22 protein-coding genes are annotated in these 23,940 nt (G+C 43.1%); 7 read left to right on the forward strand and 15 right to left on the reverse strand.

Annotated features, from left to right (window positions below; translation table 11 throughout):
• Positions 1-172 precede the first annotated feature (172 nt).
• A complete protein-coding gene (gene thrS / locus K245_RS0102930) occupies positions 173-2,089 on the forward strand; it encodes a threonine--tRNA ligase (RefSeq protein WP_027358104.1) in 1,917 nt (638 codons plus the stop codon).
• A gap of 144 nt (positions 2,090-2,233) precedes the next feature.
• Positions 2,234-2,647, forward strand: coding sequence for a VanZ family protein (locus K245_RS27145; protein WP_027358105.1), 414 nt, complete (start codon positions 2,234-2,236; stop codon positions 2,645-2,647).
• Here the strand turns inward: K245_RS27145 and K245_RS0102940 are convergent.
• Positions 2,604-3,827 carry a carboxylate-amine ligase gene (locus K245_RS0102940; protein ID WP_027358106.1) on the reverse strand — a complete coding sequence of 408 codons (1,224 nt, stop codon included), beginning with the start codon at positions 3,825-3,827 and terminating at the stop codon, positions 2,604-2,606. The genes K245_RS27145 and K245_RS0102940 overlap by 44 nt on opposite strands.
• A 333-nt stretch (positions 3,828-4,160) precedes the next feature.
• On the opposite strand from K245_RS0102940, the gene K245_RS0102945 reads away from it, so the two are divergent.
• Positions 4,161-4,673 (forward strand): hypothetical protein, encoded by a 513-nt coding sequence (locus K245_RS0102945; RefSeq protein WP_156906681.1) that lies wholly within the window; start codon positions 4,161-4,163, stop codon positions 4,671-4,673.
• 79 nt (positions 4,674-4,752) lie between these two features.
• On the opposite strand, the gene K245_RS0102950 is transcribed toward K245_RS0102945, so the two are convergent.
• The 7 genes from K245_RS0102950 to K245_RS0102980 form a co-directional block, all read right to left on the reverse strand.
• Complete coding sequence (locus K245_RS0102950; protein ID WP_027358108.1) at positions 4,753-6,210, reverse strand: RimK family protein; 1,458 nt, start codon at positions 6,208-6,210, stop codon at positions 4,753-4,755.
• Positions 6,210-6,938 carry a cysteine peptidase family C39 domain-containing protein gene (locus tag K245_RS0102955; protein WP_035276380.1) on the reverse strand — a complete coding sequence of 243 codons (729 nt, stop codon included), beginning with the start codon at positions 6,936-6,938 and terminating at the stop codon, positions 6,210-6,212. Before K245_RS0102955 ends, K245_RS0102950 begins: the two co-directional genes overlap by 1 nt.
• A 109-nt stretch (positions 6,939-7,047) precedes the next feature.
• Complete coding sequence (locus tag K245_RS27995) at positions 7,048-7,212, reverse strand: type II toxin-antitoxin system HicB family antitoxin (RefSeq protein ID WP_198013814.1); 165 nt, start codon at positions 7,210-7,212, stop codon at positions 7,048-7,050.
• A 38-nt stretch (positions 7,213-7,250) separates the two neighbouring features.
• Complete coding sequence (locus tag K245_RS0102965) at positions 7,251-7,475, reverse strand: type II toxin-antitoxin system HicA family toxin (RefSeq protein WP_027358110.1); 225 nt, start codon at positions 7,473-7,475, stop codon at positions 7,251-7,253.
• Positions 7,472-7,687: a type II toxin-antitoxin system HicB family antitoxin gene (locus K245_RS0102970; RefSeq protein WP_027358111.1), complete on the reverse strand. Its 216-nt coding sequence runs from the start codon at positions 7,685-7,687 to the stop codon at positions 7,472-7,474. The genes K245_RS0102965 and K245_RS0102970 overlap by 4 nt, the downstream gene beginning before the upstream one ends.
• A gap of 277 nt (positions 7,688-7,964) precedes the next feature.
• Positions 7,965-9,398: an NADPH-dependent glutamate synthase gene (gltA, locus tag K245_RS0102975; RefSeq protein ID WP_027358112.1), complete on the reverse strand. Its 1,434-nt coding sequence runs from the start codon at positions 9,396-9,398 to the stop codon at positions 7,965-7,967.
• A 41-nt stretch (positions 9,399-9,439) separates the two neighbouring features.
• Positions 9,440-10,279: a sulfide/dihydroorotate dehydrogenase-like FAD/NAD-binding protein gene (locus K245_RS0102980; RefSeq protein WP_027358113.1), complete on the reverse strand. Its 840-nt coding sequence runs from the start codon at positions 10,277-10,279 to the stop codon at positions 9,440-9,442.
• A gap of 212 nt (positions 10,280-10,491) precedes the next feature.
• On the opposite strand from K245_RS0102980, the gene K245_RS0102985 reads away from it, so the two are divergent.
• The 4 genes from K245_RS0102985 (at position 10,492) to K245_RS0103000 (ending at position 14,477) form a co-directional block, all read left to right on the forward strand.
• Positions 10,492-11,268 carry a TatD family hydrolase gene (locus K245_RS0102985; RefSeq protein WP_027358114.1) on the forward strand — a complete coding sequence of 259 codons (777 nt, stop codon included), beginning with the start codon at positions 10,492-10,494 and terminating at the stop codon, positions 11,266-11,268.
• Positions 11,269-11,321: 53 nt separating this feature from the next.
• Complete coding sequence (locus K245_RS26265; RefSeq protein ID WP_051283820.1) at positions 11,322-12,431, forward strand: acyltransferase family protein; 1,110 nt, start codon at positions 11,322-11,324, stop codon at positions 12,429-12,431.
• A gap of 24 nt (positions 12,432-12,455) precedes the next feature.
• Positions 12,456-12,812, forward strand: a complete 357-nt coding sequence (locus K245_RS0102995; protein ID WP_027358115.1) for a hypothetical protein — start codon at positions 12,456-12,458, stop codon at positions 12,810-12,812.
• Positions 12,813-13,118: 306 nt separating this feature from the next.
• Positions 13,119-14,477 (forward strand): OmpP1/FadL family transporter, encoded by a 1,359-nt coding sequence (locus tag K245_RS0103000; RefSeq protein WP_027358116.1) that lies wholly within the window; start codon positions 13,119-13,121, stop codon positions 14,475-14,477.
• Positions 14,478-14,677: 200 nt separating this feature from the next.
• Here the strand turns inward: K245_RS0103000 and K245_RS0103010 are convergent, their stop codons facing one another.
• The 7 genes from K245_RS0103010 to K245_RS0103045 form a co-directional block, all read right to left on the reverse strand.
• Positions 14,678-15,598, reverse strand: a complete 921-nt coding sequence (locus K245_RS0103010; RefSeq protein ID WP_027358117.1) for a TIGR02285 family protein — start codon at positions 15,596-15,598, stop codon at positions 14,678-14,680.
• Positions 15,599-15,621: 23 nt separating this feature from the next.
• The gene (locus K245_RS0103015; protein WP_027358118.1) at positions 15,622-18,723 is read right to left on the reverse strand and encodes an efflux RND transporter permease subunit; all 3,102 of its coding nucleotides are present in this window, start codon (positions 18,721-18,723) and stop codon (positions 15,622-15,624) included.
• A gap of 171 nt (positions 18,724-18,894) precedes the next feature.
• The gene (locus tag K245_RS22840) at positions 18,895-20,115 is read right to left on the reverse strand and encodes an efflux RND transporter periplasmic adaptor subunit (RefSeq protein ID WP_051283821.1); all 1,221 of its coding nucleotides are present in this window, start codon (positions 20,113-20,115) and stop codon (positions 18,895-18,897) included.
• 188 nt (positions 20,116-20,303) lie between these two features.
• Positions 20,304-20,738 (reverse strand): YqaA family protein, encoded by a 435-nt coding sequence (locus tag K245_RS0103025; RefSeq protein WP_027358119.1) that lies wholly within the window; start codon positions 20,736-20,738, stop codon positions 20,304-20,306.
• Positions 20,739-21,578, reverse strand: a complete 840-nt coding sequence (locus K245_RS0103030) for an acyl-[acyl-carrier-protein] thioesterase (protein WP_027358120.1) — start codon at positions 21,576-21,578, stop codon at positions 20,739-20,741.
• Between the two features lie 257 nt (positions 21,579-21,835).
• Entirely contained in the window at positions 21,836-23,029 is a 1,194-nt protein-coding gene (locus K245_RS0103040) for a vWA domain-containing protein (protein WP_027358121.1), read from the reverse strand.
• Between the two features lie 26 nt (positions 23,030-23,055).
• Complete coding sequence (locus K245_RS0103045) at positions 23,056-23,907, reverse strand: AAA family ATPase (protein ID WP_027358122.1); 852 nt, start codon at positions 23,905-23,907, stop codon at positions 23,056-23,058.
• Positions 23,908-23,940: the final 33 nt, after the last annotated feature.

Consider the following 23,940-nt stretch of genomic DNA (forward strand, 5'->3'; position numbering starts at 1 on the left):
GTTAATTCAAACTTGCTATAATTTCACATTTTTACTTGACCCACAAGATCGGTTCTCTTACATATCCGGGTATTTATAAAGAAAAATCTGTAATTCGTTCGTTTTTTTTCATATAATGCCCTAATTTTTTTGCTCAAGCAAAAAATTACCACTCATTAATAAGGGTTTGAAAATGATTCGCATCACACTTCCTGACAACAGTATTAGAACTTATGACAATCCTCCGTCCGGCCTTGATGTTGCAAAAAGCATATCTGAAGGCCTAGCAAGGGATTGCGTGGCAATGGTGCTCGATGAAGAGCTCGTTGACCTTTCAAAAATCATAGAAAAAGATTCAAAAGTCAAGCTCCTGACGACCAAGGATCCTGAATCACTCGAAATAATGCGTCACAGTGCGGCCCATGTAATGGCCCAGGCTGTTCTTAAAGTTTATCCGGAAGCAAAACTGACCATTGGGCCGGTTGTTGAAGAAGGATTCTACTATGATATCGACATGCCGCCTGTTTCAGAAGAGGCTTTTCCTAAAATAGAGGAAGAGATCCAGAAAATTGTAAAGGCCAAACTTCCATTCACAAGAGCTGAAATAGCCAAGGCAGAAGCACTCGAGCATTATAAAAACGAAAAATACAAGGTGGAAATCCTTGAAGGTCTGGAAGACGGTAAAATATCGTTTTACAGTCAGGGAGATTTTACTGACCTTTGCCGTGGCCCCCATATTCCGCACACAGGATTCATCAAGGCGGTAAAACTTATGAGGGTTTCAGGCGCTTACTGGAGGGCTGACCAGAATAATGCCCAGCTCCAGAGAATATACGGCACAGCTTTTTTCGACAAAAAAGATCTGAACGAATATCTGACCATGATCGAGGAAGCAAAGAAGCGTGACCACAGAAAAGTCGGGCCTGCGCTTGATCTCTTCAGCTTCCATGATGAAGCTCCGGGCATGCCTTTTTTCCACGCGAAAGGAATGGCTCTTTGGAATTCACTTCTCGAATACTGGAGAGAAGAACACAGGGCAGCAGGTTATGTTGAAACAAAAACTCCTGTAATGCTCATGAAAACCCTGTGGGAAAAGAGCGGCCACTGGGCAAATTACCGCGAGAACATGTATACATCTGTCGTGGATGAGCGTGAATACGCAATAAAGCCAATGAACTGCCCTGGCGGGATGATTCTTTTCGGAATGAAAAATCATTCCTATAAAGATCTGCCCCACAGAGCAGCAGAAATCGGTCTTGTTCACAGGCACGAGCTGAGCGGAGTTCTTTCAGGGCTTTTCAGGGTAAGGGCTTTCCATCAGGATGACGCACATATTTTCATGACTCCTGATCAGATCCAGGATGAAATCCTTGGAGTTCTCAGGCTTGTAGACAGAGTTTATTCGACTTTCGGCCTTAGCTTCCATCTTGAGCTTTCCACAAGACCAGAAAAGTCCATTGGAAGCGACGAGCAGTGGGAAATTGCGACAAACGGCCTTCAGTCCGCCCTTGATCAATATGGCCAGCCATACAAGATCAACGAAGGCGACGGTGCGTTCTACGGCCCTAAAATTGACATCCACATAAAGGATGCAATCGGCAGAACCTGGCAGTGCGGAACAATTCAGCTCGACATGTCCCTGCCTGAAAGATTCGATCTTTCTTACATAGGCTCTGACAATGAAAAACACAGACCAATCATGATACACAGGGTTGTTTTCGGATCAATCGAAAGATTCATTGGAATTCTGACAGAACATTTTGCAGGAAAATTCCCGCTATGGCTGGCTCCTGTCCAGATTGTTCTTCTTCCCATGAATGAAGAGCTTGCTGATTATGCGGCAGAGCTGAAAAACATCCTTGAAAAGGAAAGTCTCAAGACAGAAATTGACCAGAGAAATGAGAGTCTCAAGAAAAAGGTGCGTGATGCACAGCTTTCACAGATTCCTCTGATTCTCACTGTCGGAAACAAGGAAAAGGACGAAAAAACAGTTGCCGTCAGAACCCTCGACGGAACAGTTAAACAGGGAATGCCGATTGATGCTTTCCTTGAAAAAGTTAAGGCTCATATCAAGTCCAGAAAAATGAATCTTGATATTTTTGCTGAATAAAAAATGTGGGGTGCTCAAGCCGCAAGGCTTGCGCACCCTTTACTATGCCTCCGGCGGGTCGCTTTTTTGTAAAAAAGCTCCGCAAAAAACTTTCTATACTGGACCAGAAAATCACGATAGTTGAGGGCTAAACAAAAAGCTATAATGACATCCAACACAAAACAAAAACTCTTTGCCTGGCTTCCGGTTCTTTTATATTTTGGATTGATTTTTTACGAGTCATCCCATCCTCTGCCCAAAGGATTCCCCACCAAATGGAATTTCGACAAGTTATGCCATTTTTTCGCTTACCTTGTTGCCGGCATACTTGTACTCAGAGCTGTTCGAACTATCCCCAAATTAAAATCTCCAGCTATTTCAGCCGCAATCAGCATCGTGACTGTTTCTTTATACGGAGTGTCAGACGAACTGCATCAGTGCTTTGTTCCATCAAGATGCGCAGATCGTTACGACCTTATCGCCAACATACTCGGATGTACAGTTGGCGTACTTTTATATGCATACATATTCCGCATCAGGAAAAAAGAACTCCTTTTCGAAGAGATTCGGAAAGTCTGAACCAGGTATCAAGAACAGCCTTTTCTCCGAAATCTTTACCAAGGGAAGAAACTATTCTTGAAGACAAATTTCTTTCAAGAATAATTTCAAGACTGTCATTAAAAGGCGATAGTTCGGAGCAGTCAGATGACAGTTTTTCGTAAATACTTTTTACGGCATCCCCTGCCCTTGCCTTTTCTCCGCCAATGCCAAAAAAAGCAAGGAATTCAGAATCTTTAATCTCAGCATCTCCGCCCTTTTCAAAGCATTTAAAAAGAATATCCGCCAGCCTTTCAGTGGCAAAATTCTTATATTTGGAAAAAGGCGCGTACCTTTCTTCAGCAATTGCCTTCACAAGGTAAAAAACAAAAGCGCAAATCGATATATCGGCTTTCGGACATTCCTGGGTGTCTATGAGTCTTATTTCTATGGCATTTCGTTCAAAACGGGCAATCGCCCCCCTGGAATTTAGCCACTCATCCTGGAGTATTTCCTCAGGATCATAAGGAGCAATATCTTTATACATGCTGGATAGGATTTTATCCCTGTACTCTGATTCTGAAAAAACAGGTTCTGGTATTATCATGCCTGCTATGGAAGGAATCTTTGCCTGGTTGTGTCTGTAAACATTGAGCCTTGTATCAGAAAAGCCGGTCAGCCGTCCTTCCATAACCGGCGAACTTGAGCTGATTGCGGGAATAAGCGGAAGCACAAGCCTTATTGAGGAATGGAGCCTTGCAAATTCCTCATCGCCCTGAAAAGGCATGTTAATATGCACGCTCTGGAGATTCGACCATCCATGCCCCTTGCATCCGAATATCCGGTCGTATGCGTTATAAATGGTTTTGTCGCCATAGGGCCATAAAACAGTGTCAGTATCAGGCTTCATAAAAGGATGCATGCCGCCCGGAAGAAGCATGGCATAATATTTTTCAAGCTTTTTATTAACTATATCAGCCTGTTTTTGGAATTCACCTGAAAGGCCGTCAAAGGATGAAACAGGAGAGGCGAGCTTGAACTCTATCACATGTGAGACAAGTTCATTAGACCAGTTGATGACGCCCATTTCAATCTCATTTTCAATTGTTCCGTCCGGCAGGGTCAGAAGCTTTTCCGCAAGCGGCCTTACAGAAAGGGAATCCTTGTCAACGATCATATATTCGATTTCAATACCAACAGCTTCAAAAATGGAATAAGTCATTTTTTCTCCGTTTTCAGATCAGGTTGATGCGTAGCCTTTCATCAAAGACCTTTGAGTGCAAAATTTCCACAGACTATAGCTTCATGGATGGCAGATCAAGTATTTCTGAATTATTTACCTGGTTAATCCAGTGGATCAGCACCATCTTTAGTTAGCCCCAAAAGCTGGCCAAGCATTAAGTCTATTCCTTATTTATCAATATTGACTTGCGTTGTTATAGATTTATACTTCTTTTAGAATCCATAAATAAAGAAATGTTGAACAGACCGAGCAATGATGTTCCTTGATTTTATTAAAAAATCATTATCATCATGGCTCTTATCGGAGGCCGAAATGAAAACGGATCGCATTTTAAACGCAATCGTACTTTTATCGGGCATGTTTATTTTTTTATTCATTGCCCCAAGCTGGGTTCAAGCAGGATATTATGTTTCCAAGCATGGAGGAATAAACCATACCCCCGCAGGATATCATTCCTACAAAGAACCTTGGCTCGATGTGAACATTTTCAGCCCGGTGCCTTCAAGGGTTCAGGAATACAGGACTTATGAACGTCATTATAATAATTATGATGACGATGGATATATGTATTCTGATCACAATCATCACAAAAAATATCATTACAAACACCATAAAAAGCATGGCCCGCCTCCTGGCTGGTATACAAGGGTAAGGCCCGGATATGTTATGCCGCCTGATATATATGTATACAGAGAACCTGTTCCCCAATATATCATGGTCAAAATGCCTCCCCAGCCGCCTGGGGTCATTCATGTAATGATTGGCGGAAAAATAGTCAGGCTGATGGAGGCGACGCTGACGATAATGGATGTATTTGATATGTAATTCTAAATTTAAAGCCGCTAAGGAAGAGTCTTCCAAGCGGCTTTAGGTTTTCAAATGCAGGCAAAATTTCTAATCGAAACTACACAGCCTTTTTCCTTCTCACGCTCTCCATAAAATGGTTCATTATTTTAAGATAAAGTCCTTCCTTCATCACATCATCTTCAATGCCGCTGTCTATGCTTGGGTTATCATTTACCTCGATCACATAATTTTTACTCTCGAATGTCTTGATGTCGATTCCATAAAGACCTTCGCCGATCAGCCTTGAAGCGCGTAGAGCCATTTTTATTACAGCGTCAGGCACATCTTCAATTTTCAGGGCTTCGGTATTACCCATTTCGACCGATGTTTTTTTCCACTCGACTATCTGCCAGTGGGAGCCTGCCATATAATACTTACAGGCGTAGATGACCTCTCCGGCAAGTGTTCCAATGCGCCAGTCAAAGGCTGTAGGCATGAATGCCTGGGCTATTATGAGTTCTGATTTCTGGAGCATCTGACCGGCTTTAATCATGAAATCATCATAATCCTCTGCCTTTACAACGCCCTGGGAGAATGAACTGTCAGGCTGCTTGATTATGCATGGAAAGCTGAGCCTCGAAACAACCTTATCAAGGCTCTTCCTGTTTATAATGACTGTATCAGGCGATGGGATTCTGTGCTGACCAAGAAGCTCTGCAAGATAGACCTTGTTCGTGCACCTTATGATGGACTGGGGATCATCAATAACAAAAAGCCCTTCTGCCTCTGCCCTCTGGGCAAATTTGAAGGTATGATGATTAACTGCGGTCGTTTCACGGATAAAAAGGGCATCAAATACTGGAAGCCTGTGATAGTCATTCTTTGTGATGATTTCTGTATTGAATCCGCATGACTCGGCAGCTTTTTCAAATTTTGAAATAGCCTTTGCATCTGACGGAGGCATTTTTTCATCTGGGTCTATCAGAATTGCAAGATCATACACCCTGCTCTTCCTGCGCCTCTGCTTTTGTTCATGCCCTTCGAGATAAGCTCCGGCAAAATCTATCACATATGGAAAGTGATTTTCAGGGATATCACTGACCGCAATCATGCTGACATTTCTAAGATGCCATTTACCATCTTTCTTAAAGAAAAAAGCCCTTAGAAACGGACATCTGAACAGGTTGAAAAGCTCCATGCTTAGCCTGTCGTACTTCATGGCAAGATTTTTGCCGAAATAGATGCTCAGCTCAAAGGTTTCCGACTGTATCTGTTTGAAACTTTTCTGAATTATTTCATCCATCTCCTCACTTACAAGGCGCATTACTGATCTTGATTTCAGATCAAGTATGGATGTTATGGACGGGAAAGCCTTATGCCCCCTTGCCGCTGCAATGAGCGAGACATAATATCCCATTGTCTGATATCTGTATGACTTGCACAGATTAAAAACCCTGGTTCTTCTTGGAAGATCACCAAGACGGCTTTCAAGATAATCACGCGCTGAAACAACGCCGACATTGGGTATATTGAGTGGCCAGTTTTTGGGATTATCAACCACCAGAAGTACGTTCATCAGTTCTCCTGCAAAACACTGCTTTCAGCCGGTTCAATAACCAGAAGATTGGAATCAAAAGTTACTATACCGAGCAAAATTGCATGAATCAGTCTGTTTATATTAACCGAATAATAATGTTTTTTGAATAAAGGATTTGAGTGATAGGGGTCTGCAATCATAACTTTTTTTCTGAGCAGGTCATACCCCCTCAAAACCACAAAATGTCCGCTGGGAACGCCTTTCACATCATGGTATTCATTAGTTTCGGGAACCTCACGCGCCGTGTCATAGAGGTATGTCGCACTGAGACCAGCAAGAATCGGTTTTTCATGCTGAAGATACATCCTTATAAGCTTGCGGGTAATTGGCGCAAAATGTATTTCTCCGCCATTTTCAAGAAACGACAAATACCCGGACGTCGCATTTTTGAATCTGTCCGACCTCTTGTGCTTGGCCTGTGCTAATAGCTTTTGTTTCAGGGATACGCCTTTTCCCTTAAACCATGTCGGATCAAACATATGAAGATTATTTGTAAAAATATCAGCCTTATAGCCACGTTTTAAAGCATGATTTCCAAGATGTACAGCCAGAGTTCCGCCTGTATCAACGCAACGAACCTCGTCAATGACCTGATCTATTGAAATCTGGTCGCCATAGTAATTATATATTGCATGAAGGCAGGTGGGGCCGCATGTTTCATCATCTGGCTGGGGTAGAATTTCAAGGGGAAGCTTCTGCATGATCATAAGACACCTCCGCCTGTCATAAGATTAATTGAATCAAGAGGATGCTGATAAACCTGAATAAAGACAGAATAACCATTGAATTGGAAGAAAGCACGGAAAAAAGAAATGATTATGAAACTCTATATATAACTGATGTCAGGGTCTTGTAAATATCTGCAAGATTTGCCTTTAATTCTTCCAGTGATTCCCCCTGGGTCATATAATCAGGACATTCTTCAGAATAACCCAGCCAGAAATCTGCTTCCTGCCAGCAAACAAATCTTGTGGTATCCATAATATCCTCCGATGATTTAAAACCTATATATCCCCAGATTACACGAAGGTTAAAAAGTCATCAACGGTCATTTCACAATCGTTTAGTATTTTGATCATTAGCCCGCTTCCGATTGTTTCACCAGAATGAACAGCGACAACTGTACAACGACCATCTTCATGTTGAAGAAAATGATGACTGCCTTTTATGCGAATAACTTCAAATCCAGCTTTCCGCAAAGCAGAAATAACCTTTTTGCCTGTTATCCTTGGAAGCCTGCTCATGCCTCGACTGATATCCTCTGAACTCCAACAAACTCTGTATATCTGACATTATCGCCTTCAACCTCAATACATAGTTCAATGGCTTCGCGAACTCTCTTCATAAGTGTATCAAGGTTTTTTGCCTGGGTGTGGCAACCTTTTAATTCAGGTACTGAGGCGACAAAAAAGCCATCTTCATCGCGCTCAATGATAACATTGAACTCTCGTTTCATACAGCGCCTCCTATGGACATCTCGACAATGCATTGAAAGAATAAACCGCAATCCCCTTATGACTCTACTCTTAATTTGAGATTTCTCAAACCTGAATATTTGTCCATAAGTTTTTGCTGAGCTTTTTTCAAAAAGCGCCCCGTCGAGGCAAAAATTCTCTATTTTTGATTGAAGTTTTTTAAAGTATTGCCCGGCGTCTTTAAATCAAAAATCTAAACTCATAAAACAACAATTCATGATGTCGGATTTTGGATAGCCTCAATCGGATCTAAATTTTTTATTTTTCTTCAGGCCAGCTATCATCCTTTCCTGAAAGATAAGCATCAATCGAATCGGCTGCCTTTCTGCCTGCGCCCATGGCAAGAATTACTGTAGCCTGACCAGTCACAATATCTCCTCCGGCCCAGACTCCTTTTTTGGTTGTCCTGCCGGTTTCGGGATCTGCGATGATATAGTTTCTTTTTGTCAGCTTCATATCCGGGGCCGAAGAAGTGAGGATGGGATTTGCTCCTGAGCCAACTGCAATTATGGCCATATCGCATGGGACTATGTATTCCGAACCCTTGACTTCTACAGGTCTTGGCCTGCCGGATGAATCAGGCTCGCCAAGCTCCATTTTGAGACACTCAACTCCAACAAGACGGCCATTCTCATTTCCAATAAATCTTAAAGGAGCGGTCAGGAATCTGTACTCAACGCCTTCTTCCTCGGCATGGTGAATTTCTTCCGCCCTTGCCGGCATCTCAGCCCTTGTGCGCCTGTATATGATCTCAACCTTTTCGGCTCCAAGTCTTAAAGCAGTTCTTGCGGAATCCATGGCAACGTTGCCTGCTCCAAAAACAGCCACATGCCTTCCCCTTGCGATGGGAGTGTCATATTCAGGATAAAGATAGGCCTTCATAAGATTGGCGCGGGTCAGATATTCGTTTGCTGAATATACACCGATATAGTTTTCACCAGGGATATTCAGAAAGCTTGGAAGACCTGCCCCAACCCCGACATAGACGGCCTCGAATCCAGAAGCAAAAAGCTCGTCAACAGATACAACCTTTCCTATGACCATATTGGTCTCGATTTTCACTCCAAGTCTTTCAAGGAAGTTAATCTCATCCGCGACTATATCCTTTGGCAGCCTGAATTCAGGAATACCGTAGACAAGCACTCCGCCAGCCTTGTGAAAGGCTTCGAAAACAGTAACCTCATAACCTTTTATTACAAGGTCGCCAGCAACAGTAAGTCCGGATGGCCCTGAACCCACAACAGCGACTTTTTTACCTATGGAAGCTACTTTAGGCGGCATTTCATGGACACCTGTAAGTCTTTCAGTATCAGCTGCAAATCTCTCGAGTGCGCCAATAGCGACGGATTCACCTTTTTTTGCAAGAATACATGAACCCTCGCACTGGATTTCCTGGGGACAGACCCTTCCGCAGACCGCTGGCAGGGCATTTCTTTCCCAAATCTTTCTTATGGAAGCCTTGAAATTACCTTCAGCTATGAGATTTATGAAAGCGGGGATGTCTACATTTACAGGACAACCCGCAACACAGCCCGGTTTCTTGCACTGGAGGCATCTCTTTGCCTCGGAAATGGCTGTTTCAGGCGAATATCCAAGCGGAACCTCAAGAAAATTTTTGTTTCTTTCCTCTGGTTTCTGTTCAGGCATTTTATTTCTTGGAAGTTTCGACGCTTTAATCTTGTTATCAGTCATTTTAAGATCTCTCTGAAAGGGATTTCAAAATTTACGGTAAATTAAGGTTTGCCGGTCAGCCTGCACTTATGATCTTCCATGGCTTTACGCTCTTCTGTGTCATATGATTTCAGGCGCATCATGATTTCATCAAAATCCACAAGATGGCCGTCGAATTCTGGCCCGTCCACGCATGCGAATCTGGTCTGGCCGCCAACGCTCACACGGCAGCATCCGCACATTCCCGTGCCGTCAATCATTAGCGGGTTAAGGCTGACTATGGTTTTTACGCCATATTCTTTTGTAAGCTTTGAGACATTCTTCATCATTGGGACAGGGCCAATGGTCACCACAAAATCTGGCTTTTCGGATTCAAGCATTTCCCTTAAAGGATCTGTCACAAAGCCTTTTCTTCCATAAGAACCGTCATCTGTTGTAATTATGACTTCATCTGAAATCTTTTTCATACGTTCTTCAAAAACAAGAAGATCCTTTGACCTTGCTCCAAGTATGCTTGTGACATGATTGCCAGCCTCCTTGAGCCCCCTTGCTATTGGATGAAGAACGGCAATCCCAGTGCCGCCGCCAACACAAACGACTTTTCCATATTTTTCAAGATGGGTTGCCTGACCAAGCGGGCCTATGACGTCCTGAAAGCAGTCACCTGCTTTAAGATCAGCAAAAATACGGGTTGATTTGCCAACGATAAGATAAAGTATTGTAATAAGGCCCTTTTCGATATCCCTGTCAGCTATTGTGAGCGGAATTCGTTCTCCGGTCTCATTGGCTTTAAGGATCACAAACTGGCCTGGTTTAGACTTTGCTGCTATGAGCGGAGCTTCGATCTGATTTTCAACTATTGCAACGCCAGCGATCTCTTTTCTGTCAACTATTCTGAACATAACCATGTTCCCTTTTTATAAAGGCTTGATAATCATCATCCAATCAAAAAAGCAGAAAAAACACCTTACTCCCTGCATCTTTGTAAATCAAGCTGAAACCGGCCGAAAATAAGCCTTACTATTAATGAAAAAAACAAACCCTCGATTTGCCTGCCGCTTATTAAAATGCTATGACCCCTCAGACTTTATTCAACGGATTTTAAGGAGACCACATGCATTTTTTTGATAGTCACTGCCATCTTGATGATTCCTCATACACCAAAGATTTTGAAAAAATGATAGACAGAGCAAAGGAAGCCGGCGTAACTGGAATGATGACGGTCGGCGTGACTGAAAGATCATCTGAAATATGTGTACATGTGGCGGAGCAGTATGACGGGGTTTACGCATCAGTAGGAATTCATCCCCATGATGCCAAGGAATGCAGCGAGGAAGTCCTGAAACACCTCGAAAAACTTTCCAAAAGCAGCAAGGTCAAGGCATGGGGCGAGACAGGTCTTGATTTCAACAGAATGCATTCTCCTAAAAATGTTCAGGAAAAATGGTTTATCCGTCAGTTAGAATATGCATACAGACTTGATCTGCCACTCATATTCCACGAAAGGGATTCAGAAGGAAGATTTCTGGAAATCCTCAAACATCACGAAGTCAAAAACAGACGCGGAGTCGTGCATTGTTTCAGCGGGGATAAAAAGGAACTTGAATCTTATCTCGATCTCGGTTTATATATAGGAATAACAGGTATAATTACGATGAATGAAAGAGGCGAAACTTTAAGAGATCTTGTCAGGTACATTCCTTCTGACAGAATACTGATTGAGACCGACGCGCCCTACCTTACCCCGGCTCCACATAAAAACAAAACAAGAAGAAACGAACCGTCATTCGTACCGGCCGTGCTGCTTAAAATTGCTGAAGTACTTGAAAAAGATTCAAAAACAATAGCTGAATCAATATGGGATAATACCTGTGAATTATATGGTATCTGACCATTAGCACGGCTTAGGGCAATTCCAACCTCATAACAAAAGGAGCGTCCACAGTGAAGACGCTACATGCCATTCAGGCATACAGAGGTTTCGCAGCTGTTCTTGTCGTGCTTCATCATACAAATTTCATAATGAGCAAATATTCATTGGAAACCCCTCTTAGCCAAATTTTCCATTTTGGCCATGCAGGGGTTGAATTCTTTTTCGTTCTGAGCGGCTTTATTCTTTATCATACTTACTGCAACGGTAATAAGAGCCGCGATATAAAATCTTTTTTGAAAAACAGATTCATCAGAATCTATCCACTTTACTGGACAGTCACACTGGTGCTGCTTCCTGTCTGGCTGCTGCGTCCAAGCTTTGGGGAGCCATATCACAGAAATCTCTCAGGCATAATAACCAGCCTCCTGCTGATGCCTCAAGAACATCCGCCGCATGTAATTGTAGCTTGGTCGCTGACCCATGAGATTCTTTTCTATCTCTTTTTTTCATTGATCATTATGAACAAAAAAACAGGACTAACTGTATCTGGCTTGATATTCACACTCACAGTTTTTTTTAATATATTTAGTAACACTCCCGACTTCCCCTCGGTATTTCTCCTATCAAAATACAACACTTTGTTCTTATTAGGGATATTAACAGGCCTATTAACAGAAAAGATCAAGTCCGGCATAAGAACAAACCAAGCTGATATTTTGAGGTATTCAGCTTTCTTTGCTGGAAATGCCCTTTTCATTATTTTAGGCTTACTCGACAACACTTCATCTTTAGAAGGCAAATACACATGGTTTTTTGGAATTGCATCGGCCATGATAATCATTGGAAGCTGTTCTAATGGGATAAACAGTTTTTTAAAAAAAAGACAAATAGCTCTTTTTGTCGGAAGCGCCTCTTATTCAATCTATCTGATTCACATTTTTATTATTGAATTTTTCTGCAAACGAATTAAAAGCACCAATATGTCTGAACTAATCCCAAATGATATGACATTATTGCTGCTCGCTTTATCAGGAGTTTTAGGCGGTTCTTTTCTCTATGTAATGTTTGAAAAAAGAGTTCTCGCATGGATGAAAACAAAGTCTATATCAACACGTAATATTAATAATGAAAACTTGTCTTATGCTGGCTTAAAACCCATCAAATATGATGAAACATTTTAGTATTATACATAAGGCTTATCAAAAATGAACAAATACAGGCTTCTATTTGCTATTTCATTCATAATTAATTTTATTGTTTTTCCTGCAATTTCAAGCGCTGCAGATATCACAGCCAACGGTTACACTTTATCCATGGTAAACATATCGCAGTCAGGAGACTCACTTGAGGTTTCCGGCAGACTCGAATACGGCCCTACTTGCAGTAACCTGAAATTAGCCATAAGGCTTCAAAGCGATAAAGGGACGCATAAAACCATCAACTGCATGGTAAAGGACGCTGGCACTGGTTCGAGTCTTTTTGAGGGAAGCTCAAAAATTAAAAAGAATGAATCCCTTACCTGGACTGTTGAAGATGTTAAAACCAAATGCATGGGCAATTAGATGAAGCATTTTTAAGATAATTTAACATCGCCGCCCACCCTGCTTTTGACCAAGTCCGAAGATCCATCAAAAAAAATAACAATGCTACTACAGAATACACTTCCTATAAACATTATTCACAACACACTCCTGTGAACACTTGTCATTCTTTAAAAACAACAGATACATTCATAAATAACAACGTTATCCCATAAACCAATAAACCCTTGATTATGTTTTTTTATGGGGCTATACCCCTCACGAATTCTCCCTTTATTAAAAACATAAACCCTAAGCAGAATAAAGAAAAAGCAAGGCAATCCATATATGATAATTCTAATTTTATTAATGATTTCAGCAGTCATATTCCAGGCAATTTTCGTATGCCCGGTCATGGCAGGCAATGTTGACAACTTCGGAATAGGCTCACGGGCCATATCAGTCTGCGGAGCTGTTGCAGCCTGTCCGGACGAAACATATGCTTTGTTCAACAATCCTGGCGCTCTTAAAGGCAGCGACAGATTCACTTTTTCAGCCGGAACTTCGCTTGTAAAGCCGGACCTGATAGTAAACGAATACAGCGTTAGCCATGATCCTTATCATCAAAAAACAGCTCCTTTTTCCAGCACGACTGACGGCATAGCAGTTCCGCATTTCAGCGCGTCTAAAAAAATCAATGACAGAATAACAGCAGGAGTCGCGGCATATGTGCCATTCGGGCTTGAGATGGAATGGCCGTCTAATCCCAACAGAAACCCTGCGGCATATAACAGTCATGAGTCTTATTATGTTAGGGAAGTTATCACTCCAGGAATGTCCTTTAATATCAATGATACTTTTTCCATCGGAACGGGTCTTTCTATAGGCAAAGCAAAGACTGGCCAGAGCAACAGAGAGTATTTCCCTGAATACATAGCAACGTCCCAGCCTGTGAGGGACAAAACAGGACTCGACGAAGCAACGCTCAAAAAAATTTCTTCATTGTTCCACGATGCTGACATAAGGGTTGACCTTGAAGATGACGCAAATCTTTCCATGAATATAGGCATGCTTTTTACGCCATCTGAAGACATAAACCTTGGCATTACGTGGAGAAGCGGAACAGAGGCTGATTTTTCAGGAAGCGCGGTGGTTGTTGCCCCAAATGGCATGATCCTGAGATCAAAGGCTGATACTGCGATTGACTTCCCCCAGCAGATCCAGGCCGGAGTAAGGATATATCCGCTTAAAACCGTTGCTTTCGAGGCAGACATTCTCTGGACAGAATGGTCAGTTACAAATGCTTATCACCTTTCTTTCAGCCCGGCCATTATTGGAATGATCCCTGAAATTTCATATCCAAGAAAATGGGAAGATAAATTCCAGCTCAAATTCGGTACAGAATGGCAGATTATTGAAAAAGTTACGCTTCGATGCGGATATACATATGATCCCTCACCCATACCTGATGAAACTTTTGATTTTGTATGGCCAGACGCAGACCGCCATGTTTATGGGATCGGCGCGGGAATAGATCTGGAAGGAGTTACGGTCGACATTGCAGGAACATACGTGACATCAGACGGAGACAGAATAATAAAAGGCGAAAGCCAGAATCTGAACAGCTCATATAAAAGCCTCCCAGTCAGCATGAAAGCTGGTGGTGATATGAAAGGAATCGGCCTGACCCTTACCTGGAAATACTGATCAATAATTCCAATTTTGATGCCTTCACAAAAAGTCAAAAAATGGCATCGGCGTCATGCCGGACTTGATCCAGCATCCAATATTTTCAGTTATTCATGGATTCCGGCCCGCGCCGGAATGACGGGAATCTGACTTTTGACGACCTTGTAAATGTTCAAAAAAGATAACGTAAAAGTCGTTTGCCATTTCTCTATAAGCAGCTATTTTCTGCCATCGCTATTATTATTCTCAGTTAAAGACTCTTTCAAAAAATGTGCTGAATACGCTTTCCTGAATCTATCAAGACTGCCTTTATCAAGCCATTTTTCAAAGATATCCCGATATTCATCGGTATTTCTTCTCTCTTTCAGGATTCTTTCAATCTCGGTCATCACTCCCCTGCCCCATTCATTTTTGGGGCATGCAGCATAGCCCATTGTGTATTCCATGTTTTCCCTGATTGGTATATTGATTACAGAGTCACCGACATCCATTTTTTTATGTATATACCCGGCCTCAAGAGGAGATCCAAGTATGAAATCGATGCGGCCTGCAAGAAGCATCCTTAACAGCCCGGAATAAATATCAGCGCCTGACCTTGCATAAACAAGAGAGCTGCCTTCATTTCTCTTCAGAATATTGTCCAGGGGTTTTCCATAAGACCTGTCTGCGGCGATACCCACCCTCAATTTTTTCTTTTCAAGAAGTTCAGCCAGGGAACAATTATCATGATCAGGGAAGTCATCTTTCCTGTCAGCTTTTATGGTTATACCAACAGGCGGCACAATGTCCGTAGGAATCGATGAAAAAAGGGCCTCAGCCTCCCGTTCGCTTGTCCTGAACAGAGCTGCGTGGCAAACATGCTCCCCGTTTCGCATCATATACATCAGCCTTGAAAGATTTATAACCCGGTGCTCATGGTCATACTGGGGCATATTTTTCTGAAGAAGCAGTGTTATTTCATCGACAACCCCTTTGCCTTTGTCGCTTCCTTCAAGAATATAAAAGGGCGGAGCATCGACATCAACCCAGATTATTTTATCTTTTGCAAAAGCTGACGACGCAAAAGTCAGCATAAACATGGCAAAAGCAGCTATCGTCAATATTTTTTCTTTCGATATCATGAACCTGATTAAAAGCACGCCCTTGAATCCTTACTTAAATATCATCTTTTTTTCATATACATTGCCTTTACCTTTTCCTGAACCTTTTCAAGATAAATGTAAATGACAGGCGTAATATAAAGGGTCAGAAACTGCGAAACGACCAGTCCTCCTACAACAGCGAGTCCAAGCGGACGTCTTGCTTCAGCTCCCGCTCCGATTCCAAGAGCTATAGGAAGCGTTCCCATGAGAGCAGCCATGGTCGTCATCATTATAGGTCTGAATCTCATGATGCAGCCTTCAAATATGGAATCTTCGGCATTCTTGCCTTCGTTTCTCTGGGCCGAGATCGCAAAGTCTATCATCATGATGGCGTTTTTCTTTACTATGCCCACAAGCATTATTATTCCCACAAAGGCATAGATGCTCAGATCGACCTTGAAAACAAGCAGGGTAAGAAGAGCGCCGACACCAGCCGATGGAAGGCCGGAAAGAATTGTAATGGGGTGAATAAAGCTCTCGTAAAGAATTCCGAGAACTATATAAATAACGAATATGGCCATGAAAAGAAGCATAAACATTCCTTTCATGGACTCCTGGAATTGCTGGGCCGTACCCTGGAACGCCGTGCTTATGCCTTCAGGCACCTTCAGTTCATCAACCGCGCCTTCAATCTCTTTCACTGCCTGGCCAAGACCACTTCCAGGCTTTAGGTTGAAAGCGATTGTAACAGAAGGGAGCTGTCCGCTGTGGTTTACGGTAAGAGGCCCAACCTGCTGCTTTATCGAGGCCACTGTCTCAAGAGGGACAAGGCTTCCTGTTGAGGATCGTACATAGAGTTTTGATATGGAAGCAGGATCAGCCTGATATTCAGGGTTGAACTCCATTATTACCTGATACTGGTTGGACGGCGAATAAATCGTCGAAATCTGCCTCGATCCAAACGCGCTGTACAGGGTGTTTTCAATCTGTCTTGCTGAAATCCCCAATGATCCGGCTTTTTTACGGTCTATATCCACCAATATCTGAGGACTCGTTATCTGGAGATCTGTGCTCACATCCTGAAGCGAAGGAAGATCACGCATTGCTTTCTCTATTTTCGGAGCCCAGGCAAAAAGCTCGTTCATGTCCGAATCCTGGAGAGTATATTGATAAAGCCCTTTGCTTGAACGGCCTCCAATGCGTATTGCAGGCGGATTCTGGAGAAAGACCTTGATGCCTGGCACGGCAGCCAGCTTTGGTCTTAGTCTCTGGAGAATTTCATCCGCGCTGTCTTTCCTCTCGGACCTTGGCTTTAATTTTAGCAGAACCATGCCTGAATTTGAGGTCATTCTTGATCCGCTTGGCCCGACATTGGACATGACGTGCTCGACTCCAGGATCTTTCTGTATAATTTCGGCTATCTTTTTCTGATGCTCCTTCATGGATTCAAATGAAGCGCCTTCGATCGCTTCAGTAAAACCATAAAGCTGGCCTACGTCCTGACTAGGAATAAAGTCCTTGGGAGTTATTCTGAAAAGCCAGACTGTGATGAAAATGAGGGCTATGGACATGATAAGCGTGCTGAATTTGTGGCGTATAACCAATTTCAGGCTCGATTCATAGGCTCCGAGCATAATATCGAATCCGCGTTCAAAAAGCCTGAACATGCGGCCATGTTTTTCTTCTCCTTCATGATGACTCTTGTGATGTTTGACAAACCTGCTTGAAAGCATTGGGGAAAGCGAAAGGGATACAAATCCTGAAACAAGTATGGCAACACTTATTGTTACGGCAAATTCTTTTAACAGGCGGCCAATCAACCCGCCCATGAAAAGAAGGGGGATGAACACGGCGGCAAGGGATATTGTCATGGAAATGATGGTGAACCCGATTTCCTTTGATCCTTCAAGTGAGGCCCTTAATCGTCCCTTTCCCATTTCCATATGCCTGACTATGTTTTCAAGCATAACAATGGCGTCGTCCACGACAAATCCCACGGAAAGAGTGAGGGCCATCATTGAAAGGTTGTCCATACTGTAACCCATGAGCTGCATGACGGCAAATGTTCCTACAATTGAAAGCGGAAGCGCAAGGGCTGGAACAAGTGTGGCAGATACGTTTCTCAAAAAAACGAATATTACCAGAATAACGAGAACCATGCTTAGATATAGGGTAAAATTTACATCTTCTATGGAATCCTTGATGGATTCAGAACGGTCGTAAAGAACCTTTAGGTCAACGTTTCCCGGAATCTGGGCCTTGAAGGAAGGAATAAGTTTTTTAATGGCATCTGCGACAGCAACCGTATTTGTACCCGGCTGCCTCTGGACCGCAAGAACTATCGCCCTGTCACCGTCCATCCAGCTTGCGACCTTGTCGTTTTCAACACTTTCTATGATGCTGGCGACCTGTTTCAAATATACTGGTGAGCCGTTTTTATAACTCACAATCACGGATTTGTAGTCATCTGCCTTTAATAACTGACCAGAAGCTTTTATGGTAAGCGCCCTGCTTTTCCCGGAAAAAGTTCCGGTGGGCAGATTCACGTTATTATCAGATACAGCCTTGCTGACATCCTCAAGAGCTATCCCTGCCGCGTTCAGCTTGTCAGGATCGACCTGAACCCTGACAGCCCTCTTCTGGGAACCGTAAATCTGAACCTGGGCAACCCCGTTTATCATGGAAATGCGCTGGGCAAGCATGGTATCAGCAAATTCATTGACCTCAGAAAGAGGAAGCACAGTGGAACTTAAGGCAAGATATATTATCGGCTGATCAGCAGGATTTACTTTTCTGAAAGAAGGAGGCGTCGGCATTTCAGCAGGAAGAAGTCTGAGAGTCTTTGAGATTGCTGTCTGAACGTCCTGGGCCGCTGAATCAAGATCCCTTTCCAGAGAAAACTGAAGCGTAATCTGGGTAATCCCAAGAGCGCTGCTGGATGACATGGAATCCAAACCTGATATGGTTGTAAATTCCCTTTCAAGCGGAGTCGCGACAGATGACGCCATTGTCTCAGGGCTTGAACCTGGAAGATTTGCGGAAACTTGGATGGTCGGAAAGTCAACATTGGGAAGTTCGCTAACTGGGAGCAGCCTGTAGGCCATTATCCCGAAGATGAGTATCGCCATCATGACCAGCGTAGTCATGACAGGCCTTTTTATAAAAAGTTCAGGAATGTTCATTAAAAAACGCCTCCGGCGGGTCGCTTTTTGAAAAAAGCTCCGCAAAAACTTTATGATTATGGCACATGCTTAAAAAATGAGATTGTCATTGCTTTCGGAATCTTGGTTTTTATGATCAGCCAACCGCACTGAGAATAATGCATTGCAATGAAAATCAATGGTCAAAAATTCTCATTTGGGTTTATCAGCCTCAGGCTTTTTCTTTCCGTCGTCTTTCTTGTCAGATGCTTCTTTAGCGTCCGCAATCTTTACCTTGGCGCCCGGAGCAATTTTCATCTGTCCATCTGTCACAACCTTTTCACCGGCTGTCACTCCTTCATTGATGACAGTCTCGCCATTTATAGTCGAGCCTGGTTTTACAATTCTGAAATCAACGGTTTCATCCTCTTTGACCACAAGAACATATTCGCCTTTCTGGCCTGAAAGAATCGCCTGGGAAGGGACTGTAACAGCACCGCTTTTTATTCCAAGTCCAAGTGTGATATTTACGAACTGGCCAGGCCAAAGCCCTGCGTCTTCATTCGGGAAAGAGGCCTTCATCTGAATTGTGCCAGTTGCAACATCCACAGAGTTTTCAATAAAAGCGAGGCTGCCCTTTACCGGTTTAATATCTTTTGAAGACACCCGACCAGACATCTGATCAGACAATTGGGCTGTCACCTCAAGTTTTTTCTCGGCCATCAGCTTTCTGATTTCTGTTAGATTCTTTTCAGGCACTGAAAAAACAGCATAAATAGGTTTGATCTGGTTAATGGTCACAAGCGGCCTGTCATTATCATTTGCCTTGACTATATTGCCCTTGCTGACCTTGAGACTGCCTGTAACTCCAGGAACCGGAGCCTTTATGGAGCAATATGAAACCCTGAGCTTTGCCGCGTCGATCATGGATTCGTCTGATTTTATACTGGCTTCAAGGGAGGCAGCATTTGCTGAAAGATTATCATATTGTTCCTCGGTAATACCTTTTCTCAAAACAGAAGCATAACGCTCAAGCTGTTTTTTTGTATTAACAAGCTGGGCCTTGTTCTTGGCAAGACTTGCCTCGGCCTGCCTGAGCTGAGCCTCGTACATCCTCGCGTCAATGCCAAAAAGAGGATCTCCGGCCTTTACTTCCTGGCCCTCCTTAAAATAAACAGACGCTATTTCTCCCTCAACCTGGGATTTGATGCTTACAGTCGATAAAGCCTGAATATTCCCGACAGCAGTTATCTGAACAGGCACATCTTTTGTCAAAGCTTCAGCAACAACAACAGGAGCCGCACCCTTTTTCCCGGCGCCGTCTTTTCCACCCGCCGAATCAGATCCTTTTTTGCAGCCTTGGACAAACCCAAGGGAAAGCATAAGAAAAATGGACAGGATCAATATGTTACGATTCTTTTTGCAGATGGGCATTAAGTCCTCCTGAAATTCAATGAAGCAGTATTTAAATGAGCCATTGTTTCATCATGGTTCATAGTGTTTTATTGACAGAGAATATCAATATTATGAGTTTTAAAAAAAAGCAGTCAAAAAATGAAATCGGGGAATAATTTTCGAATGAAGTTAAAAATATTTGAAAATTTAGGGGGTTTGATTCTTTTTCAAAGCCTGCTGAAACCTTCAAGTGTAAGAGCTATGAATAAATAGCGAAGAAATTTACCTGTAAGCATGAAAACAGATACGGTCATTGGATTAGCCCTTGCAAGTCCTAGGGCAAAGGCAATTATATCCCCGACAAAAGGAGTCCAGCACCAGATCGCAAACCAGGTTCCTTTATCAACGACCTTTTTTCTCCATTTTTCTGCCTTCACAGGATCAATTCTGAGGATTTTTGAGGCTCTTTCCCATTTGCCGAAATATCCGAGGGCAAAGGTTGTAAGTCCGCCGAACCAGTTGCCGATTGTAGCAGTAGCAACAAGGGAAGAAGCATCACCGCCGGATGCAAGCATATATGTAAAAAGGGGTTCACTCCCGATGGGAATTACTGTGGCTGCGCCAAAACTGAGTAAAAACAGACTGAAATATTCCAGAAGCATTTAGAGTGATGCCCGATCGATAGCCTCGTTAATGCTCTGGTTAATGCTCCGGTCAAATGCTCCGACAGGCTTTGAAGTAAGCGAGCATCTGATCTCGGCTTTCAAAATATCCTGGGCCGTATCAGGAGAAAAAATTCCGCAGATAAAACTCTCGTCCTGTCCATTATTCCTTCTTTTCATGCTGCAATCAAGGCTGTTACCCATATACGCAGACTTCATAAAAACAGCATCAATATTTTTAATCCAAGTTTCAGTAATATCAGAAGGCAGGGATTCAATGAGCCACTTGATAAAAACGGCATTATTGGCATGCCTGTTATAATCAAGATCCCATGCATGGACTTCAAATCTCGTTTTATTAATGACTCCTGAACCATTTCCTGATTCAGGTTCGAATTCTGGTGCTGGCAATTCAGGAATCTCGAAGTCTATTGGAGGCCCGGAAGGAAGTTCAGGAGGAAGATTCTTTCCAAGCCGAACTGGCTGCCCAGAGTCAATTTTCACAAGTATCCAGGCACTCTTTGCAAAGGCATAAACCTGACCTGAGCTTCCTGTAACCTCATAGGATCTAAGCTCGTAAAGATTCTTAAAAGGGAATCTCCATGTTCTTATCCTAAGTTCCTCATTCCACACAGGCAAGCTTTTAATTTCAAGACTATATGCTCTGACAACCCAGGTCAGGCCCTTTTCAGCCATGTGCAGGGCAGATACACCTTCATTAAAAGCATGGACACTGGCCGCATCCTGAAACAGATTGAAAAACATCCAGGGCCGCAGAAAACCTGACACACCAGCGTCGGAATACCTGACCCTGTATTTCTGTTCAAAAAATTCCGACATATTTTAACAGTTCTCGCTAAAAATTATGAAATCAATCCTTGAAAAACTCAAACACAAGGGCCAAAGCTATAGATTGTTGGTGCGCAAGCCTTACGGCTTGAGCACCCTACGGTCAGATGATTTTAAAATGAATATTTTTGAATTATGATTTCTAACTTTAAACACAAATCATAAAGTTTTTGCGAAGCTTTTTTCAAAAAGCGACCCGCCGGAGGCATCCTGATTAATTCCTCGTCCTTCAAAATTCATAAATAGTATCAATTTTTCCTCATAAGCTCAGCAACAGCTTTTTCGAGTCCGTCAAGTGACAGCTCGAACATGGGGAATATTCTTGAAATAACGGCGACGGTGTGGGTGTAACCCCACATATATGGAGAAGTCGGATTCAGCCATATTGAATGCCTGAATGTGTCTGATATGAATTTCAGACGCTCGATGCTGGCCTTGCCACTTCTGTCCTGGATATGAATGGCACCTCCCGGAGACATAAGCTCATAGGGCGCCATGCTTGCGTCACCAAGGATTATCACCCTTGTCTCAGGATCCATTCTTGAAAATGTATCAAGGGCCACGGGCTTCTTATATCTGGCAGGATCTTCCCACACCTTGTCATATATGGTGTTGTGGAAGAAATAGGTCTTTATTTCCTTGAACTGGGATCTGGCATAATCAAAAAGCGTCTGAACAACGTCGACATAAGGATCCATGGACCATCCGCCATTGTCTATCATGAGAACCACTTTGAGCCTGTCCCTGAGGCTTCTGTCAAATATGATCTCGATTTCCCCGGCATTCTTCATGGTGTGATATATGGTCTTGTCCACATTCACCTTATCCATGGGGCCGTGGGGAACCATATTTCTAAGGCGTTTCATGGCCTCGCCCATCATGGCCTGGGTTAGCGGCCCTTCAGTTGAATAATCCTTGTAGCGCCTCTCTCCGGCCACCTTGACAGCTGATTTGTTACGGGAAACTCCGCCGACCCTCATACCGCCAGGATGATAGCCCGAGTGACCAACAGGAGACGTTCCGCCAGTTCCAATCCATCTGTTTCCGCCATCATGGCGTTCAGCCTGATCTTTCAGCCTTTCCTTGAAATACTCTATCAATTCGTCTGGGCTCAGCTTGGAAAGCTTTTCAGGATCAATTCCGAGTGCGTCCGCAATGTCTTTGGGATTTTTGAGCCACTCATCGAGGAGGGATTTTACAATCTCATCAAGCTCAATTCCTTTTATATCAGGAAGCTCTGCTCCTTCGAAATGACTCGCAAAAACCTGGTCATAGATATCGAAATATCTTTCGCTCTTTACAAGTACGGCCCTGGCTGTTGTGTAAAAATCATCCATGGAATTGACAAGCCCCATTCCAAGCGCTTTCTGAAGAGTCAGAAAAGCAGTCGGAGTCACAGGCACGCCGAGTTCTTTAAGTGTGTAGAAAAATTGTACGAACATATCTTATGCCTTTTATCAGGCTGAAATTAGAATTTGCGTCTTGAAACAGCCGCAGTAACCCTCGTATAATCAGGACTCTTCTTGAAAAGAATTCCAAGAAAAGGAACTTCACCTTTAACAAGATCCTTTGCCTTGAAATCAGGATCAGCACTGAGAGCTCTTATCCAGTTAATAAGCTCGCGCGTAGCAGGTTTTTTTTCTATTCCGTCAAGCTCACGCAGCTTGTAAAAAGTGCTGATGGCATTCTCAGCCAGGGTCTCGTCCATCTTGGGGAAATGGACATCTATGATGTTTCTCATCATCTTTGGATCAGGAAAGGCAATATGATGGAAATTGCAGCGTCCCAAAAACGGATCTGAGAGGTCTTTCTTGGCATTCGAAGTGATTATTATGACAGGCCTGTGCTGGGCGCGGACTGTTCGGTCTGTTTCAAGAATGTCAAACTGCATCTGGTCAAGAACATCAAGCATGTCATCCTGAAAATCAGTGTCAGCCTTGTCTATCTCGTCAATCAGAAGCACGCATCTTTCATCCATGGTAAAGGACTGACCGATCTTTCCCATCCTTATATAGTTTTCTATATTGCTGACATCTTTCCCTGAGTCCCCAAAGCGGCTGTCATTGAGGCGCGTAAGGGTATCATACTGATAAAGGGCCTCGATCAGCTTCATGCTGGATTTTACATTAAGTATGATAAGGGGCATGCCAAGACTCTCGGTTATGGCATGGGCAAGCATGGTCTTGCCTGTTCCGGGCTCGCCCTTGAGAAGGAGCGGCATCTCCAGAGCCATGGATATATTGACTATTTTTGCGAGTTCTTCATCAAGAACATATTTGCTTGCGCCTGAAAATTTATTTTTAAGTGTGTGTCTTGTCATTTCTGCAATTTCCTTGGAATTGTCCTGATATTC

Source organism: Desulforegula conservatrix Mb1Pa (genome assembly GCF_000426225.1).
GTDB lineage: Bacteria > Desulfobacterota > Desulfobacteria > Desulfobacterales > Desulforegulaceae > Desulforegula > Desulforegula conservatrix.